Source organism: Vibrio sp. VP6 (assembly GCF_028823755.1).
GTDB classification, from domain to species: Bacteria; Pseudomonadota; Gammaproteobacteria; order Enterobacterales; family Vibrionaceae; genus Vibrio; species Vibrio parahaemolyticus.
In genome coordinates this window covers 1-20808 of record NZ_JAPEID010000051.1, presented here as the reverse complement: position 1 = coordinate 20808, position 20808 = coordinate 1, and the positions used below count along the sequence as shown (strand labels likewise).

General features: G+C 44.5%; 18 protein-coding genes. 3 read left to right on the top strand and 15 right to left on the bottom strand.

What is annotated here, in order from left to right; all coding sequences use genetic code 11:
- Positions 1-51: 51 nt before the first annotated feature.
- From iteS to OU793_RS21775, 10 genes are all read right to left on the bottom strand, one after another.
- Positions 52-2304: a S8 family anti-phage peptidase IteS gene (iteS, locus tag OU793_RS21820; protein WP_001034302.1), complete on the bottom strand. Its 2253-nt coding sequence runs from the start codon at positions 2302-2304 to the stop codon at positions 52-54.
- A 6-nt stretch (positions 2305-2310) separates the two neighbouring features.
- Complete coding sequence (locus OU793_RS21815; protein ID WP_033838957.1) at positions 2311-3429, bottom strand: AAA family ATPase; 1119 nt, start codon at positions 3427-3429, stop codon at positions 2311-2313.
- 152 nt (positions 3430-3581) lie between these two features.
- Positions 3582-4130 (bottom strand): recombinase family protein, encoded by a 549-nt coding sequence (locus tag OU793_RS21810; protein WP_001219760.1) that lies wholly within the window; start codon positions 4128-4130, stop codon positions 3582-3584.
- 626 nt (positions 4131-4756) lie between these two features.
- On the bottom strand, positions 4757-7537 hold the full coding sequence (traN, locus tag OU793_RS21805) for a conjugal transfer mating pair stabilization protein TraN (RefSeq protein ID WP_000233384.1): 2781 nt from the start codon (positions 7535-7537) through the stop codon (positions 4757-4759).
- A 90-nt stretch (positions 7538-7627) separates the two neighbouring features.
- Entirely contained in the window at positions 7628-8140 is a 513-nt protein-coding gene (locus OU793_RS21800; protein WP_236111104.1) for a FlhC family transcriptional regulator, read from the bottom strand.
- 34 nt (positions 8141-8174) lie between these two features.
- On the bottom strand, positions 8175-8795 hold the full coding sequence (locus tag OU793_RS21795; RefSeq protein ID WP_000128321.1) for a hypothetical protein: 621 nt from the start codon (positions 8793-8795) through the stop codon (positions 8175-8177).
- A gap of 150 nt (positions 8796-8945) precedes the next feature.
- Positions 8946-9194, bottom strand: a complete 249-nt coding sequence (locus OU793_RS21790; protein WP_077672958.1) for a hypothetical protein — start codon at positions 9192-9194, stop codon at positions 8946-8948.
- Between the two features lie 89 nt (positions 9195-9283).
- Positions 9284-9625, bottom strand: a complete 342-nt coding sequence (locus OU793_RS21785) for a hypothetical protein (protein ID WP_000608474.1) — start codon at positions 9623-9625, stop codon at positions 9284-9286.
- Between the two features lie 361 nt (positions 9626-9986).
- The gene (locus tag OU793_RS21780) at positions 9987-13442 is read right to left on the bottom strand and encodes a conjugal transfer protein TraG N-terminal domain-containing protein (protein ID WP_258509454.1); all 3456 of its coding nucleotides are present in this window, start codon (positions 13440-13442) and stop codon (positions 9987-9989) included.
- Positions 13442-14731, bottom strand: a complete 1290-nt coding sequence (locus OU793_RS21775; RefSeq protein ID WP_274647834.1) for a conjugal transfer protein TraH — start codon at positions 14729-14731, stop codon at positions 13442-13444. Before OU793_RS21775 ends, OU793_RS21780 begins: the two co-directional genes overlap by 1 nt.
- Before the next feature lie 303 nt (positions 14732-15034).
- Between OU793_RS21775 and OU793_RS21770 the strand changes: the two genes are divergently transcribed.
- Positions 15035-15892, top strand: a complete 858-nt coding sequence (locus OU793_RS21770; RefSeq protein WP_001015844.1) for a hypothetical protein — start codon at positions 15035-15037, stop codon at positions 15890-15892.
- A gap of 63 nt (positions 15893-15955) precedes the next feature.
- Positions 15956-16777, top strand: coding sequence for a hypothetical protein (locus tag OU793_RS21765; RefSeq protein WP_243197064.1), 822 nt, complete (start codon positions 15956-15958; stop codon positions 16775-16777).
- On the opposite strand, the gene OU793_RS21760 is transcribed toward OU793_RS21765, so the two are convergent.
- The 3 genes from OU793_RS21760 to OU793_RS21750 all read right to left on the bottom strand — a co-directional run bounded on the left by OU793_RS21760 (position 16704) and on the right by OU793_RS21750 (position 18280).
- A complete protein-coding gene (locus OU793_RS21760) occupies positions 16704-16985 on the bottom strand; it encodes a hypothetical protein (protein ID WP_000116150.1) in 282 nt (93 codons plus the stop codon). The two genes, OU793_RS21765 and OU793_RS21760, sit on opposite strands and share 74 nt — an antisense overlap.
- A 146-nt stretch (positions 16986-17131) precedes the next feature.
- Positions 17132-17440 (bottom strand): hypothetical protein, encoded by a 309-nt coding sequence (locus OU793_RS21755; protein ID WP_001277004.1) that lies wholly within the window; start codon positions 17438-17440, stop codon positions 17132-17134.
- A gap of 417 nt (positions 17441-17857) precedes the next feature.
- On the bottom strand, positions 17858-18280 hold the full coding sequence (locus tag OU793_RS21750) for a hypothetical protein (RefSeq protein ID WP_000220974.1): 423 nt from the start codon (positions 18278-18280) through the stop codon (positions 17858-17860).
- A 385-nt stretch (positions 18281-18665) separates the two neighbouring features.
- Between OU793_RS21750 and OU793_RS21745 the strand changes: the two genes are divergently transcribed.
- The gene (locus OU793_RS21745) at positions 18666-19142 is read left to right on the top strand and encodes a hypothetical protein (protein ID WP_000131758.1); all 477 of its coding nucleotides are present in this window, start codon (positions 18666-18668) and stop codon (positions 19140-19142) included.
- A gap of 299 nt (positions 19143-19441) precedes the next feature.
- Here the strand turns inward: OU793_RS21745 and OU793_RS21740 are convergent, their stop codons facing one another.
- Together OU793_RS21740 and OU793_RS21735 are read right to left on the bottom strand one after the other, a co-directional pair.
- A complete protein-coding gene (locus tag OU793_RS21740) occupies positions 19442-20407 on the bottom strand; it encodes an integrase domain-containing protein (protein ID WP_001203214.1) in 966 nt (321 codons plus the stop codon).
- Positions 20408-20523: 116 nt separating this feature from the next.
- On the bottom strand, positions 20524-20652 hold the full coding sequence (locus OU793_RS21735) for a hypothetical protein (protein WP_017788943.1): 129 nt from the start codon (positions 20650-20652) through the stop codon (positions 20524-20526).
- Positions 20653-20808 lie beyond the last annotated feature (156 nt).

The following is a 20808-nucleotide window of genomic DNA, read 5'->3' as shown; positions in this document are numbered from 1 at the left end:
TTGCTTTTAACTACCTTAGACCTCACCCAAAAGGTGCTGCACATTACTCCGTTACTGTCTAACTCTCACATTAACATCTATATCATGCGTAACCCAGCCAGATTGGTTCATCTTCCTAATGGCTTCGTTATACACAGGTTGAGAAGGGTCCAAAGCCCTTAAACTAACAACTAATGATACACGCTGAGGTACTTCAGGCTTTTGTTCTTCTGCTCGTCGCTCGACCTTCAACTTCAAGCGCCATGTATCAATACTAACACCTTGCGGAAATATATGATGGTAAGCTTTGACAGGAGACCATTTAAAGCCATGCTCAATTCGTGACTTCTCATACAACTTACTTATATCCTTTGGTGCAGCAGGAACCCGAGAGTGGAACTTTCTTTTTCCCTCATCGTCTTTATCATAGCTTCCCATACCAGCATCTACATTTGTTCGGCAGTATTCCGATGCGTAGTCTTCATCAGTTATTGGAGAATAAACTAATGTCATAGCTATCTCCCCCTTAAACTTACCTTCATCAGTTAGCATGCAGTCCGGAATAGGAAAAGGATACCGTTCAAACTCAAAACCGCCATGTTTTAAGTCCGTTTCAAAAAACAGTGTTATACAATGAGGATCGCAATATAACATATCAACGATATCGGAAGGTTTACCAAAACCATGCCCATTTATAGAATCAGAGTTAACCTTAGGATTAGCTAACAAAGCAGAGTGTATGACTAAAGCTTTAATTCGCTCTGGCGGGATATCATCTACACTATGCCCTTTTAAATAATGAAGCAAAGAAGCCGCCTGGCTGCTTACAATCGGTGTGGCAAAACTTGTTCCTATTGACTCATAAATCATATTGTTTGGCCCCATGGACAAAACACCTGTTTGGGCAAAGCTCCCAGCTGCGGTATTGTTGCCCCCGTAATGAGTGACTTCTGGTTTAGGGATAAAACAGGGACCAGGACCAATGCGAGAAAAAGGAGATGGCTCTCCCATTTTGACTAGGGTCGTTGGAGTATCTTTATGGGCAATACTGCCAACAGTCAAAGCTCTTATAGAGTCCCCTGGCGAAGATATTCTATTTAAAGTTGGAGCTTTTGACGTCGTTGGCCACAATGCGGCATCATTTTGGTTTCCCGCCGCGACAACAAATAAACAGCCATATTCATCATGCATTTCATCCAAAAAACGAGCAAAGTCAGAAAATTCACTACAACCTACAGGACAAGATGCTCCTAAAGATAAGTTCCATACTTTAACTGACGGATATTTAACTACCACTTCTTCAATTATCGCGACTAAATCTTCTTCTGAAACATTGGAGTTTTTTGGAAAAACATTAACATCAACAATTTTTGCCTGAGACATCGGAAAGGCAGGATCACTATGGTTTATACGGTGGCTATTCACTACCAGCCCTGCGACCATAGTTCCATGACCATAATCTTCCATACCAAGAGGGACATATGATTCTCTTGCAACAATCCAAGGGTCTAAAAGACTGCACTTCGGACAAACACCAGAATCAATTACGCCAACCACAGGGTAATCCTCTCCCACCAAAGGTGCGGGACAATGTTCCAAGTTAGCATTAGCAATAGGAGTAACCTGAAGATTCATATCTAAAGGAAAATACTCTGGCATAGGTGCAGCAGATCTTAACCCAACAAAACCCGCCAATTTTTTCTCTATTCCCTTGTGAAAGTCTACTGTTAATACTTCCTGTTTACCATAACGAACTCGGTTTACATTAAGTTCATTGTTACCAACAAACTCTGAAAAAGCTTTTTCCAATGACTCGTTTCTTTCTTGATCCTTATGATCAAATAGCTTTAATTTAACTTTTTTACTGTCATTTTTTAAAATACGGGAAATCCATTCACCTGCGATATAAGGTTCTATTTTTTCTATCGCTGAAATGTTTGCAGTTTGTTTTTTCGCCGTATTGTTTTTTATCCGACGTTGTAAAGCATCAAGTCCGGATTGTGTTGCACTAACTAATAGCTCACCGTAATCCATTGTACCGATAATTGGGCATGTAGTTTTGGAGAAAAGAGCTGTAGGACGATGAGACTTTGCTAGTGCTTCCTCTTTCAACGTAACTTTTGCCACTACAGGTAAGGTCGGCCACTTATTAAAAGACAACTTAAAGTAATCTGATACTTCCTTAACTTCTTTTGCAAGTTGTGCGCGTCTTTCCCTGCTTGCACCATCCCCGAATATTTTATCATTAGAGCTCATCGGGCCTGGAGGTCGATGATCAGTTTCACGAATCGAAACTACTTGAATAGGGTTGTCTTTTTTATTCATAAGCTCCTAGCCTTTTGTGGAAGTAATTTTTGAAACTTTTCCTACAGAAATCCCCAACAACGCGGAAAGGCGATTGACAGTAAATATTTTCTTATTCCTTTCCCTCAACTTTATAGCTTTTTCTTCTACACTTAACCCTGAGCGGATCACATCCTGATACATTTCACCAACCAACTTTAAAACCAGTGAATCTACACTTATTTGATCCTTTCCACTTATGATTGAATTACGAATTTCCGCTTTACAAGCCTGCTCAATTAAAGCTCCACTCATCCCATCAGTGATCTCAACAAGTGTTTTAATATTCGCTGGACAATACTGTCCAAGAAAACCATGAATTAACTTCTCTCTGGTATCGATGTCTGGAAGAGGGATTTGAACTCTGTATGCAAAGCGTCGCCAAACTGCTGGGTCTAGTAAATCTTCATGATTTGTTGCCGCAAGCAAAATGGTTCCCTCTGGTAGAGCGTCTATATTTTGCAAAAGGCTAACAACAACTCTCTTTAGCTCACCTAGCTCATGCTGATCGTCTCGCGCTTTAGCAAAAGCATCAAATTCATCTAAGAATAATACACATGGTCTCTGCGCTGCATGATCAAATAAGCTTCTCAAGTTTTTTGCTGTAGACCCCAAAAATGATGATATTAGAGTATCTCCTCGTGCAGTAATCAAAGGTAGACCCAAATGAGCAGATATGTACTTAGCTAATTGAGTTTTTCCACAGCCTGGAGGACCATATATAAGCATTGACGGTGTAATGCCAACGCCCGCATCAGCTAATAAGTGCGCTTTATCAATAAAAGATAAAAACTCACTTACAGATTGCTCAACAAACGTTGGTAGTTCTATAGATATATCATCGATACATGGGTAAGTTTCATCACCTAGAGTCAAGCGACTATCTCTATCAACAGGTAGAATCGCGCCTTGCATGTTTGCTACAGACGTCGAAGACAGTCCGGAAGCAGACTGAGAAGATAGCTTCTTTCTTATGTTCTTAGCAGGCCTATCCATCCCTTCTTTTTCCATCTTATCTGCAAGCAACTCTGCATATGCAATAACTTGAGAGGAGTTGCTTTTAACTCCTCCCTCAATAATTTTCAAAATTTCCGGTATGAACAACATCTCAATCACCTTAAGTCTAATGTTCAGATTAGAGCATAGCTGAAAAAAAATATCAATAAGTGAAATTAACACCGTCAATATGAAAAAAACAAAACAAAGATGAAACAAAACCCAAAAATCATGAAATTTAACAGTAAGAAATGTCGTACACGCTACTGACCTAAGTACTTATTCAATGTCGGTCTACTGACACAAAAATGCTCTGCAACTTCCGTTTTTGTTACAGTAGGATCAAGCAACATAGCCTGTGCCTTGCGAACATCAGCGCTACTCATTTTTGCTTTCCGCCCCCCCTTTCGGCCACGCGCTCGGGCCGCAGCTAGACCAACTTTGGTCCGTTCCGAGATTAGGCGACGTTCAAACTGAGCAATGGCTCCTATCATATGGAAGGCCAGCTCTCCTGTTGCTGTCGTTGTGTCTATGTTCTCACTCAGCGATATGAACTTAATCCCTCTCTGATTGAAACAATCCAGTAGCTCGATGAGATCCTTTAAGCTACGTCCCAAGCGGTCAAGCCTCTGAACTATCACCACGTCACCATTCCGCACAGCATCTAGCAATCGCTCTAGCTCGGGCCTCTCTTTCGATTTTCCGCTGATGTGCTCGCTGTAGATCCGCTCACAACCAGCTAACTTGAGCGCATCGATCTGAGGTGAGGTATCCTGCTCGTCAGTACTGACACGTGCATAGCCAATTCTCATAGCCCCTCCTGTAAACTTAAGCACCCTTATTTTTACATTGATTAATTTACGGATTTATTTACAAGAAACTTAGCTTTCTTGAGGAAATGAGAAAGAAGCCTATCCTGGAAAGAAAACCCTCGTTTGTTTTGCAAGTCAGCATTGTTGACTCAAATGAATCAGCGACCGGTACAGTTACCCCAAGGAGTTGGTGTACCGTTTTGTCGCGAATCGGTACAGTTTCACCAAACTAGGTGTAAGTCCAAATATCTCGAAGTTGCTTAAGCTACAAGGGGTGGTATAAATTCCAGCCACAAGTAAATGCTGAAAACTGTACCAGCCAGACGGTACAGTTAAAAACGGTACACTTGGTACTGCCCCTAATTAACTATAAGCAACTGAACTTATTAACTTACCGCTTGAAAAGATATCGAGTAGGGTTGCCGAAAACAACACGATACCTAACTCTAGAGATCATTTAGAGACATCCCGTTTCGGCTTACTTTGGTAGTGCCCTGCGTACCAAAACACCCCCCCGACACTGGCGATCGTGGCGATAAGACCAATCAACCAAATCCATAATTCCATAGTTCCCCCTTTGCCTGCACTAGTCATTTCAGAGTAACACAGACGCATATCTATAATTGTTAGTTCCCAGCTCCTTTGTCCAGCAAGATTGAATCCGCTATATCCTTACGAACCTTTTCCAGATCAACTCCCTCTAGGCGAGCATGAACTCTATCCTCAGCATTCAAACGAGTGCCATCGGTATTAAAAATACTCCCAGCACCAGTTAAGCTATCAAGGTCAATCGCAGATGACTCTGGAAACTTACCATTCGCCTGTAACAATCCTAACCATTCATCGAGGTTTACTTGCTCCCAGTCAACCTCAGCCAAACGGTTCAAAGGAATGCCGTCACATTGAGGAGCCTTCGCAGAACCCCAACTCAGCCCCAACTGCGGTCTGATTTGTTGCTGGATAATTTTTGATAATGGCGAACTGAAACAACAGTAAGTTTGGCGCTTCTCGATACAAGCACCAAGCACTTTTGTTTTGCAATATGACCCAACCTGATGGCAACTATTCAAAGCTCTTTTTGCATTAAGCTCAAATTCTTCTTCTTCACATTTCCACACAATCTGAATGATCATCATTGCCACTACGTAAGCGGTATATGCGGCCATAATGCCGCTGAGCATACTCGCCGCTTGTTCTCCGACTATTTGTTCCATCATCCCCTCGGGTGCATCAACAGCAACACCTGTGCTCCCCGTAGCAGATGCATTACCAAGAGCCTTACCTGTAATTTTGGCGATTTCATCCTTTAACGCTTGGATAGCCTCTTTAGCTAAGTCGGTTATTGGCTTAGTAAAGTTATCAATAGCACCTGTAATATTTTCCATATAAGACGTGAAAGGTTTCGTTATCTCTGTCCACCCACTTATAGCAGGATCACGGATAGCCTGATATGCACCTTTTATTGCACTGCCATCTTGAAGAGAAAGAATTGCACCGTCCAGTTTCGGCACTGACATGATAAGTGTGAGATAATCCCCCATCGATAAGCCGCTAGGCTTTTCACAACAATCCTGAGCACCGCCAACCGCTACCTTACACTCGCCTTGATCACCGCTAAACGCTTTACAATATGTGTTGTTCTCTCCTGTAATATCTTCACAGCTCATATCCTGAGTCATGAACTGTGCCGCATTTAACAATGCAGAAGCTCTTGCAAAATCAGCACTCTGAGTTTTGTTTATATCAAGGCAATCATCCCCCATACATCGGATTGGCCCACCACATGAATACTCGGTTTCTTTTTCTAAGCTAGGTACTTCTACATCGTAACCACAATCATATTTCTCTTCATGCACATAACAGTTACCTTGTGAGCCTCTCGCTCCATCAACACACTCTGAGCTAATGAAACCACATTGGGGGTTATCTTCATATTTTTTACACTGCTCAATATCTTGGTAATTTTCCAGACATTGCTCGTTGCCATCTTTATCGAACCAACAAGTTCCTTGCCCCTGGTTAAATGAACATTCTAATTGTGAGACATCTACTCGTGCAGCTAACTTCGGTACATTGGGCAAAGGCGGTTCACCAAGTAAATTATAAACAGGATCGCCTTTACATACTTGGAAGCCAGAAAGCATTACGCACGTATCATCATTAGATGGTGAAGCACTATAAGAACCCGTACAGAACTCCTCTAACGAAGCAATCCCATTCTCAATGCAACTTTGAGGCGTCCATCTATCGGAGACAACGGTAAGATTCTGCGCAAACTTTAAAAGTAAAGGCCCTGAGAAGTAATCAGCTAATGGTGTACCAATGCTCTTTACTTCCCCACTGTTGTGAAAAGAAAAAAGCTCTACTTGATTTGAAGCTAGTGCAGAGATTGCTGCTGACTTATTTCCAGCGGAATCATCGTTCCCCACTAACACAAGAACCTTTCGAATATCCCCTCCACGCCATTGGTAATGATTCGCAGCCCATGTAATAGCATCAAATGGGTAAGTAGGTGCGCTAGCTGCATTCACGCCATCTAGCCAAGTTTTAAAAGCGTTAAAATCCGGAGTCAATTCCACACGATTAAAGATATAATCACTGTGCCTGTAAACAGCACCTCCAAGCCTTAAATCATCACTACCATCTTGTGTTAGCAATTGAGCAAAAGCCCCTACGTTGTTCCTTAAATCGTGAATGACCCCACCCATTGAACCCGAATTATCAATAAGAAAGACAATATCAGCTGGCTCTGCGGCAATCTCTATCGTATGAGTGATAGCACAGTTACCTTTAGGCTTATACAGTCGGTCACATGTATAATAATCAGGCACATGTGACTTAATGGTTTTATCTTTGATAATGGTTTCAGCCGAACAATCCCCAAACCCCTCGGCTATTATGTCGATATTGTCGTAGGTCTCTCGGCTAAGATTCATCAACGGATCATTGCTGAAATCGGGCTTGGACTGGTTCGTGGCATCGAGGAGAACCTTATAAGCAGCTCCAGAAACCGAAGGGTTATCGCTGTTAGCATCATGCCACAGGGAGCTTTTAGTGTTGCTCCCTACATCATCCATCCCATCACTGGAGTCCCAGATATTTTTCAGGGCGTCCACATTAGGTTGTGTACCGTCTGCAAAATAGTCACTTAACGGATCATCGTTCTGGCCTGATGTGCCAGGGAAAAGATCATTCACATTGATGGCTTCACCGCCGCTAAAGTGAACATTGCCAGCCTCATATGAGGGCTGCTCAAACTCTGCGGCCATTTCAAGACCAAAATTTTGAGCTTCTCGACCAGTCTTAGCAGGATTTGTTGGTTGATTTGTATATCCGTGGGTTGGCAACAGTGACATTGTGACAATAAGCACACACGAGATAAACCTTGATGTGGGGTGATGAACCATAGATGATACCTCCGTTTTCAATGGTTCATGCTATTTCAGTATTTAAAATTCTTACGCACCTGTAATTGCCCATTTGGGGTGTATTTGGCATCAAACTGTCGTAATCGTTGCTTCTTTTTTTGTGCTACTAGCTTGTGGTGAGCTTAAGCAGAAAGGGCAATTCACAGATGTTCGTTGATTCACTGATGTAAAGTAATTGCACTTACAGCTAGGACATGTCTCTATCATCGCTTCACCAGACCGCAGCTCTTGGGCTAAACACCATGCGTCTGTAATATCTAGCATCTGCCAGCGCGCTCCATGCATACCAAGCGTTTCACTTCTGACTGCGCTGTAAAGTTTATACGCAGAATGAAGAGTATTGATGTTGATAGATCGCAATGCTGCTTTTCCTGTGATATTAAAATAGAGCTGCATTAGCAGTGATGCTTCTATCTTTGAGGTGTGACTATGGATAATTGTTGCACCACCACGAACTTTGTGGCTCTTCCTACGGATCGTAAGTCCTTCATCTTTGAGTTCTTTGTATAATCTGCGAATCTGCTTATAAGTGAGCCCGGTTTCGATCATGATAATTTGGCTTATGTAGCCTATGAGTGCCATATTCCTAGCTATGCCCCATCGTGACAAGTTACTGTTACAGCTCATATCTGCCTCCAGTGCTTAAAGATTGTTGATGTTTTTTTAAGATGAGATGAGTAACGTGGCATTCGTCACTCTCCAGAATTTCTTTCACCAGTTCGGGAGAGAAACGGATTACGAATGGCATATCCTTGTCACAGGCTAAGCTACGAAGCTGGTTGTCGGTGGCTGCGGCCACCGATTTGGTTAGGGATGTAGTTACATCAAATATCTGGGCTGCTATGTCCGTATTGTCATGTGCTATTCGGCCCATGAGCAGCCAATAGGCGGAGCTGAGCCCTGCATCCTGATTATTTATAAGGCTGACGTGATCATAGTGACCTTCTAGGTACTCGATGTAGTCCTTTTCACAACCAGAGAGTTTGAAGGAGATTATGGCACCAGATGACAACAGTTTGAGTTGACTTTCGCTTGCCGAAGCCAAAGCGGCCACAGTATCCAATGGAAGAGAAAATTGCTCGGAGACTTCTTTCGGATAAAGGCTGGACAGGCTTTTCAAAAGCGTCCATAGACACAGATCAAATTCAAATACGTTTTCATTAAATCGGGCTACGCCAAAACTCTTTTGAGCATGATCTATCATTTTCGGAATCAAGGAGCTGCTATTACATGTCATTGAAACGCTCTCCTCTATCAGTTTTTTCTGACTAAGCTAGGACGAGCAATAAACAGTGCTGTAACAACGGCCGGAAACGCTAATGCATATAACCATTGCTTTGTCTCAATACCGCTGAATGTTACAGTTGCTGCTACACCCAGCGTATAGCTAACTCCTACCCAATAAATTAACCTCTTCATTATTTTCATCCTTTAGTAATACGACAAATTTTTCACACCCTAGCTGTTCCAAATATTTTTTAGCTGTCTCAATTTTCAATTCGCGCCTACCTCCTCTTTTTGAAATAAGAATCTCAGCGTTAACTTCAATCTGAAAATAGTTTTTTCTGACTTCCCTCAGAATTACAATTTCAACTTTGTTCTGACGGAACATTTTTAATAAATCAACATGTTTCATAAATAACCTAGATATAAATTTATACTTTCCCGTTTGAGGGTCAAGTGGGAGTTCAAAAAACACACATGATATTTTTTTATGAAATCATTTTATGGTCTTTTAATTTTATAGTCCGATCTTATTTTGTCTCTTAAAACTAAGCATTCTTCATTCTCTTTCACTATGATGAGAAATAATTTCTCATACTCCTTTGAATACAAGAGAAAAGGATTCCGTCTTTGTCCAGCGATGATAGTCGCCCGAACATGTATCATCGACAATATAGACTGTGTTTTTTCCAACATAAGCTCTAGGGCTTTCCCGCTTACCACAATCACTTTTCCCTCATATTCAAGCGATACTCTTCCTACAAGCCAGGGACCTCTCCCCCTGATCATTTGTATTTTAAGTTCTTCAAGTAAATAACCTAAATCTCTATCTTTATTTATCATCTAAATTCCTCCACTCGCATTGACAAAAATAAATTCCATGTTAAATGTCAATTAGGGACATCTAAATTAATAGAGGATCAGTAATGTTCAGAGAAACAATTAAGTTTTCAGCCTTCATGGCTGCTTTGTTCTTTTGTGTCAAAGTAGCCGGAATTTTGGGTCTGATTGTTTTAATCATTGCCGTGTGCTTCTATGCACAATGGCTCAATGGCCGCTCAGCATCTTCAATACTGAATGTTAATAATATTGAAAATAGATACACAACAAACAGTCTCAGAGACACTCAATCTTGGTCATCAAGCTACTGTTACGGACCGAATGAGCACCCATACGATCCGCACATTAGCTCAGTTGAAAGAACCTACTGACCTCTGCTTACACTCATATATCGCGCCACTGGATTAAGATACCCAGCAGCTTGATCTTTACCCGCGTCTGCGGAAGTCTGGATGATGTCGCTCATACGGTCAGCAAGTTCAGTGTCGCCAACCTCAGTTCGCATCTGCTCCCTCAAGTTGGCGACTTGCTGATCATCCCCTGTCAATGAAGCCGCGAACAACTGAGCACCTGTTTGATTGAGCCCGGCTTCGGCCCCGGCAACCGTAGCCATACTCCTAAACTCATCACCATATTGCTCAACAAACTGTTCCGCAGCTTCAACACTGTGTTCACTAGCAGCAGCCAATGCTGACGCAAAAAACATCCCTCTCTCCTGGAGACTCATTCCTTTAGCTGCTTCGGAGAGATCCGATTCACCAGTCAGCCACTCTTTAGCTGCGTTGTATCCTGATACGCCCGCTCCCATAATACCGCGACCAAGGGAAGCCATTCCTGTTAATGCCTTACCTGCAACCCCCCATTCCTGCTCAACGTATTCATCACCACGCTTAGCATCTTCAATGAATTGATCACGCTGCTCAGAGGTCATACTGGCAAGACGACCCATTGAACTTCCAAAATTATCAGAGAAGCCATCTACAGCAGCTCCTGCTCCACCAAATAATTTCTCGATAAATCGGCCAGCTCCTTCGGCTGTAGCGAAAACCTGAGATGAAGTTGAGGGAGCAACATCATTAGCCATAATGCGGTTGCGTAGCTCCCCTAAACGTTGCCCTGTAAAATCGCTCCGATTTTGACCGTGTTGCGCGTTTACGTTATCCAGGTTCTCACCGTGAGCGGCATAAATATCGCTATCTCCTCCGGGAAGATCCGTTTTAGGTTTGGCTTTCTGCTCAGCTGTCATCAATTTAGGGGCGTTCAAGTTTTTCTCCCCTTGGGTGATTAGTGTGCTATCTATTTGGGGAGCCCCGCTATCTAAATGGCTGTGCCTTTGCGCCTCACTGGCATTTGCAATCGGGTTTTTAGCTCCAATTGTTCCTGCAACAATTTCCGCTGCCTGAGTTCTATGTTGCAAATCTTCTGAGTTAAGCATCGCATACAGAGCCCCACCCACTGAAGCCCGGTCTCCGTCCATACCAAGACCTTTATAATGTCGTGCTCGATTAGTTGCGGCCTGGCGTAACTCACTAGGAGCCTGCCGCATGTATTGGCTCAAATTCGCCATTGACGCCTGATCACTCAAAACCGATCCAGCAATAGCTTGCATGTCTACTGACGTCACACTGCCCAGCACTTCTTGAGCACTTGCTAATCGCTGATAGGTATCCTGAGCAGTCAGCATCTGGGAGGCAGTATGAGTCAGTCCACGACGCTGATCCTCACCAACAGACTCAGTAAACCGCTGCGTTTTATCGTCACTAATCTGATTAGCAACATCATTGGTCAGTGCTGCTGTATCATCCTTGGAGAATCCAATGTCATTAGCAATTCGATCCAAATCCTTCGTCATTTGAGTTCTTGCGGCAGTTGAGCGGGTTTCAGCATTTGCACTGAGGTCTCCTCTCATATCTACAGGATTTTCTGCTCCAGCCGCTTTAGCAGCTTTTCTGGCAACCGAACCAGCTGGCCCCATTAAAGTTGAAACCAACTTTCCTGCATCCACGCCAGCACTCATTCTGGCACCAATCGCACCAATAACTGCGTTGGTCTGAGATCCATCAAGGCCATGCTCTTTAGCGTACTGTTGACCAGCATTCACTATCGCTTTGGCTTGACTGCTATCAGATGCCCTCAGCATCTGCCCAAAACTCTGGAGTCGTTGATAGGACTTGTCAGCACTATTCCCAGAGAAGAATGAGTTCGAGAGCTGATTCTGAAAAGCGTCTTGGGCAACCGCAGCTCTTGCATGTCCACTGCTTACCATTTCAGAAGACATTTTAGAGAAATTCATTTTATCAATTAGGCCATTAGCACCTCCCTGTAAGCCGCCCTGAAGAGCATTGAAAGCGTGGGCTGGCATTTGTTGGGCTAACGGCGCAGGTTGCAGTAAGTCAGGGGAAGAGATCTTCTCATTGATATGATCACCACCACTCATGCGGCCAGCCAGAGAGTTCAGTGAGTAAATTGACCCAGAAACAATGAACAAAGTAAGGACTGGTATGGCAGAAGCCATCATTCCACCTACAGCAAGATCATTGCTCATCATATCCGTTACGTGAAGAATCCCCTCGAAGCTTGTTGGATCACCGCCAGAAGTGATGTAGTCCTGTAAGGAGGCAGTGCTGCGATTATAGATAAAGAGATTCACCACAGCCAAAACTGGCATCCATAGCTGAATCCAGATCAACGTCATAAAGTATTTAAAGACCAGTTGAATCCCCATCATTCCCAGCACGATGAGCAGCCCCATTAGCGGCACAATGGCGTATACCAGAGCTTCGATAAATGTCAGCATCGGCCTGACAACAGTAGCAAATACCGATTGCTCCGCAGTCCACTGAGTATTTCGCTGCTGCACCGCCTGCTCAATCATCAGTGAGGCAGTCCCTTGCTGTATGGACTCGTAATATTGCCCCATGCCCTCGGTTAGCACCGGGGTTAGGATCGCTGCCTTAAGCATGTCAGAGCTAATGATTCCTGTTGCCGACAGGTCATTAAGCGCGTTGTTTGTTTCCGCCACAGGATTAACGCCACTTGTACCAGCGACAGTCAGACCCAGTAGGTAATTGATCGATTCATGAGAAGTTCCAGAGTCGAATGCCGTATCCGTGGCAACCATTAGATCAGTCCAGGCGTCAGTACAATTTGGAGTTGTCGACCCACTAGGTGACACAAAAATCTCAGTACCATAGACCGTTGACGAAAAGCGCAATGCCTCGCGCCAGGTCAGATTCTTCAAATTCGATTCGGATACGTCAGCCAACTGATAACGGATAGCGGTACAGTCAGCAACGTAGTTTCGCCAGCTACGCTGCATGTCTGCTGAGCCACCTCCGACAGCACTATCCCAGCTAGCCCAGAGTGCGGCATTTCCCGCAAGCTGGCGTTGCGCACTGATCAACTCTAATGAGGACAGAAACCCTTTCCGCGTTATCTGAGGTGTAATAGTCGCAAACCCGGTCTCGAACTTGTCGGTCAGGACATAGCCGATATTCGAGATCATTCCCCCAATCGCGGCTGGTCCCAAGGGTACGTTGGCAACAACACGGACATCACCAGTGTAGGCATCCTCGATTTTGACCAGAGCTGATGCCCCGAAAAACATTGCATATACAATCCAGCCGATAAGCACCTGCTGGATCTCAATACCACGCCCTCCCTGTACTACCCCCTTAACGCACACAATAACCACGGACACCAGAAGACCGATGGAAGCCATTTTAGTGAAGTCATTCGTCCCAGTGATCATCGCAACGGCAATCAGTACCTGCTCTAGTAGTTCCGAATCACCGATGCTATAAATCGTAAACTCAGGCATCATGCACCTCCCCTAGAGCTGGTGAGGCTGAGACGTTGCGCCTGAACATTTTTTATGATTTGGTTGTAGCGAGTCACAATCTCACTGACTGAACCGTACTGCTCGACCATCTGCCGATGTTCGTTCTCGATGTTTATACGCGCTCGCTCTAACTGACCCATTACCTCATTTTTATGCGGTGAGTCGGCATTAGATACTGCTAATTCTGCCGCGGAAATCATCTGTGTCGCTAGGTCGTACACGATCGCATTGGCAATAACAGTAGCACTTTCATCTGCAAATGAATTAGCAACACTGTCAGAAAGAGCAGCCAAGTTACGAATAATTGTGCCTACTGAGGCTGGAAGGTTTGTGATCAGTGCTTGCTCATCGGAAGTGATTGGACCAATATTACTTCTATACTTGAAAATGATTCCTGGTCGAGAATCTGTTCCTGTGAGCGCTTCATAAATTTTTTGACGAACGCTAGTTAAGGTGACAGTTTTTCTCGCTGGAGCCAAGCAATCATCGTCACAGTCATAGATTTTAACTTGACCGCCGCCTACAAGATCTGAAAGGGAGACTAAGCCTCCTGGGAGGCGTGAGACAGGGTTGGTATCACCTCCACTGGCATCTGCCACCAAATCGCCAACGATCACCGAACCAGTAAGTGAAAGCATCGCCTCAAGCAGGGCAGTGTCACCATATTGAAACCAGGTACTTACAGAGTTAACTTTCAGTTGCTTCCAAACAATATTACCGATCATTTCTTGATATTTGGTTGGATCGTTATTCTTCAATTTCCGTAGTGGAGTTTCCCCGTCTTGTTCTTGTACCGAACCGAACATATCGTCATAAAGCCCAGCCCCCGTTGCCTTTATAGATGCCTTGGTTTTATGCTGAATATCAAATGCTGACGTCGCGTCATTAACAATCCCTTGCGCCAATTGGCAGCTATTCGCTAAGTGCTGGTTTAATGCTTGAACCTTTTTCTGAAAGTTCTCCATCCACTTCGCTCCATCCGGGAAAACGTTATCCAGAGCCAACTGGAACGCATAACCTTTCGCGTTGGCCGCAACTGCTCGCATCATCGTGACTAGCTGCTCAGCGTTAATAAATGAGAACGACCCGCCAAACATATCAACCCCACCACATCCCGCCTTCCAGGATGGTGGAGTAAAGGAAACAAGGTTCTGCTCATAGATGCGTGACTTAACGGTATAGCGCCCCCCAGTGAAGACTCCGCGACGCTGTGACTCATGAACACCAGGCAAAGTGGTATTGCTCATTTCATTGAATAAGCGATCCATTTCAGACTGTAGTCCCCCGGCGGAAACCGGGGCGGTTACTGTCGATGCAGCGATAATCGCCGCCAAAATTGTTTTCCGCATAATAGAAACTCTCCATCCGAATTTGAGTTTCTATTTTCTCAATCATTAGCGCTATTCCTTAACGCTCTAATTGCCCACTTTGGGAGCAATCGGGATTAACTTTAAATTGTTCTTTCGTGACAGGTTAAAAACATTTGAAAAAGCCACTTTCTTAGACTTGCGTTTATGGTTTTCCATGAGATGTTATATATGAAATAAATCTCACAAAATGGAGAATGACGAATGAACCACAAATTGACACTGTTATTATCAACTATCATTTGCAGCCTCTTTTTAAACGGCTGTGCTGTATCACCAAAGCAATACGATACACAACAGAGTAGAGCACTAAACATTGCTAGAGCTGGCGGGATTTACGATCAAGATTTACAAGACTCCTCAGATGGTACTAACTCCTACAAAAAATCACTTTTGCTTCGCGCACTAAATGCAACAGCCCTACTAACTTCACTCGATGCGCCATTGTCTGGGATGACTGGCGCTCAGACTCTAGCATTCAATGCAGGAAATATCATGGCGACACCTGATAACCCGTCCGCTCGCCCATCGTTAATGGCCTGGATGCCCAAAACAGAAGCTACTAATACAGATGATGCACGTATCAAGTTCGAGGAACTTGTGGATGCAAGCCTAATAAATACAGCCCAGAATATGGGAATGATCGTTGAAAAACTGGCCGATAAAGGTATTACGATGCCAAAACTGAATGGCTGGGATATCAATATATGGACAGTGGATGCGCCTCAGTTCGGCTGCAAACCTGAGCATTGCGTAATTGCAACTCACGTTGCTCGGATAAATGATTGGCAAACACCTGAATTTATCACTTCTGGGCCAGGTGCAAGTTTTATTCTAGATTCTAATCACCCTAGTCAATACAGCCGAATTATTTTCCAGCAGACAACTGAAAAGGTTTCCTTTCCGGTAGATGAATTCTATCGGCAGTTAAGTGCCAACCTCCCTGCATGGTCAGCTATGTACTTTCCTCCTAATACCGTCTTTAAGGATGGGCAAACACTACCTTATCCGGTGCTTTATGAACATGGTCAACAGCTTATGTTCGTAACTCCTCAAAGCTAACTGAAACCATATAAGGGCGGAACTGGCAACGCTGCATACCAGTTCCTCAATGGAAACAAAATTATGATGACATTAACGACCGTATCAGAACAACTTAGTAGCATTCAGAGCCGAGTATTTTGGCGTGTGGGTACCCAACGAAAAGGCATACTCAATGTCACCCTCGATTTTGAAAGCAACGATAGCGCCCTACTCTGCGAGTTATGCGCCATTCGCTACCTGCTGCTCGAAAAACAAGTTTTTGGCCGAGTCCCAGGAACAGGAAGAGGCTACAAACTGGTTGTATCAAAAGGTGCCATCAAGAAACTGGCACGGGGAAGATCTGACAAAAAGTGCGCCCAAAAGTTTTCGGCCTTCCTACAATCTCGTTTGGCAGGAGTGCAGATCGAGGTCTCCACTAAAACAGAGTACATGGCCAACATTGAGGAAGAGGCTACAGAACTACTGCTGGCTGAACGAAAGCGATATGCAGGCACCTTTGATGCTATCGAAACACCTGCAATGGGCACGGTCTTGGTAACAGCTCACGCTGTATCACGATACAGCGAGCGGATAACCTCAGGCAAGCCCAAAGCCCCGTGGCTGTCACTGGTCAAACGCATCCAGAACCCGGAGCTTCGCATTTACCCTCTTGCGGAACGAGAGCGTCGTCGCAAAACCCAAAAGTACGGCACCGCTGACAATATTGAGGAATGGGGCCATCCGAGCAGTGAGCTCTACTTCCTTGTACTAAATGATCAGGGCATTAGAACACTTGTCACCATCCTAAATCAGAAACGAAAAAAGCCGGGAAACCCGGCTTTTTTCACGATCAATGAGCAGCTTCATCGACACCGAACGCTTTCTCCCAGGATTCACCGCTTTCAGCAGCATCCAAGTCGATAACAAATTTCAGTTCGATTCGATCCAGTTCCAGCGACCGCATTTCACATTGTTCAGTAACCAACTCCCGATAACGGTTTTCAGCTTCATCGTGAGATGTCGCTGAAATCGTCTCTGAAAACAGTTCCTGATGTTTGTGATTGTTGAAAGCGTAAAACATAGTGCCAACAACATCATACTTGCGCATAACGCATTGAGTTTGTACCGACATAACAGTCTCCTAATACGGTTAGGCCGGGAATCCCCACCGGGATTTTTCCCGGCAGGGTTGCATTTGATTTAATTAATTTATCGACTAATAGACTAAAATCAGTCGTTGCATCGTAACTTCCTCAACATTCAAATAGAACAGACTTATTAGGACACCTCTAGGCAGCGCTTAACCCCTGATAAGTGGCGTGTTCCACGAACGATCTGGCCGTCAATCGGCGCAGACTCGATGAAAGCGCAAGGCGTTTTGTGAGCTTTAGGCTCGCGGCTGAGCCACTCACCAACAACAGAGTTGTCACTCACTTGGGTAGGCATAACGGCCTTTACAGGCCGCTTCTTAAAAAGACCAAACGCAGCTTTGAGCATATACAGCATTCCGCGAGCGAGCAGAGATGCTGAAACCGAAAACAGTGCGACGGTAACGATCATAATTAAGAAGAAAGTGGTTGCAGACATAGCTTCACCTCATATTTTTGAGGGAGCTATCCCCACAAGGGATTAGCTCCCGAGTGGGTTCAAAAAGTTAACTTGCTGTTTGTTTTTGGCGACCAGCTATCGCACTCATCAGCTACAAGAGCTGAATGAACTTCCAAGATAACAGGCTGTTCTACTTAGACAAATCGCTCCAACTGCCCTTTTTAGGCGCACTTTCACATGTGAAAGTTCCTGAACGCAACGATTACTCAGTACCGTTTTTACGGGGGTAGTTATAGAGGTACAAACTTCCAAAAGTGACCACAGTAAAAAGTAGCAAAGGGCCAGACAAGCTGGCCCTTTGATTATTCCGGTCACACTAAAGAAACTATTACAACATGCGCTGCATCGTAATCTCTAGCACCCGTTTAACTTATGGCCTCACGGGCACAAAGCCGTTTAATTATCTACACCTTTAAAAATAAAGGTGCCCTCATGTTCAAGCTGCTTCAGCTCAGTAAGAAATTCCTCCTCAAGGCTCAGTTTTGCCTGGGCGGTACATTTCTTACCGTTAAAATAAGCCCAGAATGAGTTGATAAAAAACTCCTTCTGCAATTTAGAAATCAGAGACTTAACGCCGTCCTGATAAATAATTGTCGGCTTTTGGGTCATCCAGTCGTTCCATTCAACATCAACTTTGATTAGCACTTCATCTATCAAAGATTTAACTTCATCAATAGCACTCACAACTTCTTTATCCTCTGCGCAACGGTGCGCTGAGATAGGAAGAAGAAGGCCTTGGATTGTCTCTTGAGTTGACCAAGCTTGCTCGGAATAAAAATACTCTTTGTTTTCAAAGTTAAGATGTAAATGATATGTCATGTTTAAATACTCCTTTGTAAGGTTTTTCAATATTACCAATCTAGGGAGCTATCCCCACACGGGATTAGCTCCCGAGTGGGTTCAAAGTTAGTTTGCTGTTTGTTTTTGGCGACCAGCTATCGCACTTATGAGCTACAAGAGCTGAATGAGCTTCCAAGATAACAGCTTGTCCTACTTAGACAAATCGCTCCATCTGCCCTTTTGGGGCGACAAACTGTTCAGCATCCCTCCCCCCAAGAAAGCGATTAACCCCATTTGAACACCAATTACGTCTCAGCTCAGTCAGAACAGCGACTTTCACATGTGAAAGTGAATCCAGTCCGTCATTGAAATCAGCAACTTTACCCTCCATATAACATAGGGATAATTAACCTCTGGAGTACCTATGACCGACAATACAGCAATGGAAGCACTGTTCATCCAGCAGCGCCTGCAAATCATGAATCTGGGCGTGCATCATAACGAGTTTTCTGACTCTTACCTGCACGCTTGGGAGTCTGGCACCTATCCGCTCCTACAAGACACCGATGGCAGTGTGATCAGGATGCCTCATGAACCCTATGCCGAGTTCTTCAAGACCCCAAAAGACAAAGTGCAACGGCTATTTGATCGCTTATGTACAGCATGGGACGCCAAAGAAGAACTGACTTTCTATGCCCTGGAAGATGAGCTAGGCGTTCACGGTGGCTATGGTAGTGAATGGGATCGCGTCGATCTCATCAAGATTTGCCGTTACTTGTACCTGGAGCGTTCGTTTGACGAAGAGTTCTGGAAAACTCTGCTCACGCCGATGGAACACCCTTCCGAAGCATCATCTATCCTTCGTGAATTTAACCGTGAGCGTGACATCTACTTCATGTAATCAATTCACAGTTCCGGAGGTCTCGGTGGATCTCCGGGGCGCTTTAGCAGCACCTGCCAGAGCACACGAAAAGCATAAAAGTGAGTTGCCAGTGTTTTCTGTGTCAGATCTGACTTTCTGGCATAGTATCGGTGGATATGTGCCCGACCGATTTGAGGTGGTGTACTCACCCCTGGTTCATTGGCCGCAATGTCATTGCACGCATTTACCAGCAGCCGGATCTGAGCTCTCCTTGTCTGCTTACCACCGTGGCGTAGATATGAATGCGACCGTTCTTTAATCCATTTTTCCATATCCGCTCACCCCAAGTACGAATTTGTCACGTCGACACGACCGTGACCCAGTTCTCTTGCTATTTGCATCCTGACCTCACGATCAAGAGACTTTGCTGTTTCAACGCTAATTCCCTTTTCTCTGGAAATATATTTATGATGTGCGTTGCCATGTTTTATTCCCGCTTTGACTGGACATTTCACACCAGATAATTTCTCATACCTATTTTGAGCATACGCATGACGCTCACCGTGGAATTTAACACCCAATCTTGCCGCTTCTTTGTAAGCATCCTGCCGAAACTCTTTATAGCTCTGTTCGGCTGGGATCATACTGCGACCATTTTGAATATCCCTGGCATGCTCTAGCGCTTTAATTTGTGATTGCTCAAAAATAGGAACAAAACGAGGGCGACCTCCTTTCGTTCCGTCTCTTATTTCTACACATCCTTTACTCTGGGCTTGAGCCAGAGCTTTATCTGCATTCAATTTTGCAGACTCTTCAAACCTGAGACCTAGTTCTCGTTGCAAATTTAACAATGCTCCAGTTCGCTCAGTTGCAATGTAAGTTGCTTTATCGTGACGCTCCTGAGAAATACTTTTGTCCCCTTCACTAATGCCACTCCGCTTAGGTAAATCACCTTGTTTTACTGGATCAACACGAACCTTATTATCTCCACGAGCGATTTCCATTACTCTATTAACCGCACTTAAATAGTTTTGTGCAGTTGATGCTTTTATCTCACCATTTTCAAAACGATCTCTTAAATGATCCGCGTACTGCATTAAGTGTGAAACTTCAACTTTTCTAAGATCTTTAATTCCCTGTTCAGCTTTGACCCAGGAGCAAAATACATTCCAGCGGTCATGGATCGTGCTAATAGACTCAAATGACTTGTACTCTTCTTTCAGCGCATTTAACCCGGCATAGCCCATGTCACGACTTTTAAGGCCAAAGTTTTTGGCATCCGGATTCGTTCGTTCACATCGCACTGATGCTCCCCTCTTAGTTGTTCTGTCCTCATTAGCCATGCCCCTAACTGGTGTTAAGTGATATGCAGTTTTTGATGGCAGCTCTGCGTGCTGCTGGCTAAGCGGTTCTCGCCGCTTCAAAGGGCAGATAAGACGATGCCCACGTCTACTTTATTACGACCAAACATTGCTATGGCAGGGGCTCTGCTCTCAACCGTCTGGCCTGCCTGAAATGGCAAACTGACGGCAGATCCGGCTGATGTCATCGTCTCTGATTCCTTCCCAATACTGGAAAGGACCCGGCGAAGCCGGGATTTTTCGCGCGTTTCCCCGCGCGGGTCGAAAGCCTAGCGCCGTTGAGGCGCAAGGCTTTCGTCGGGTGGCTCGCCCCCCGTCTCTGTTCCCTGACGGTAGACAGAGAC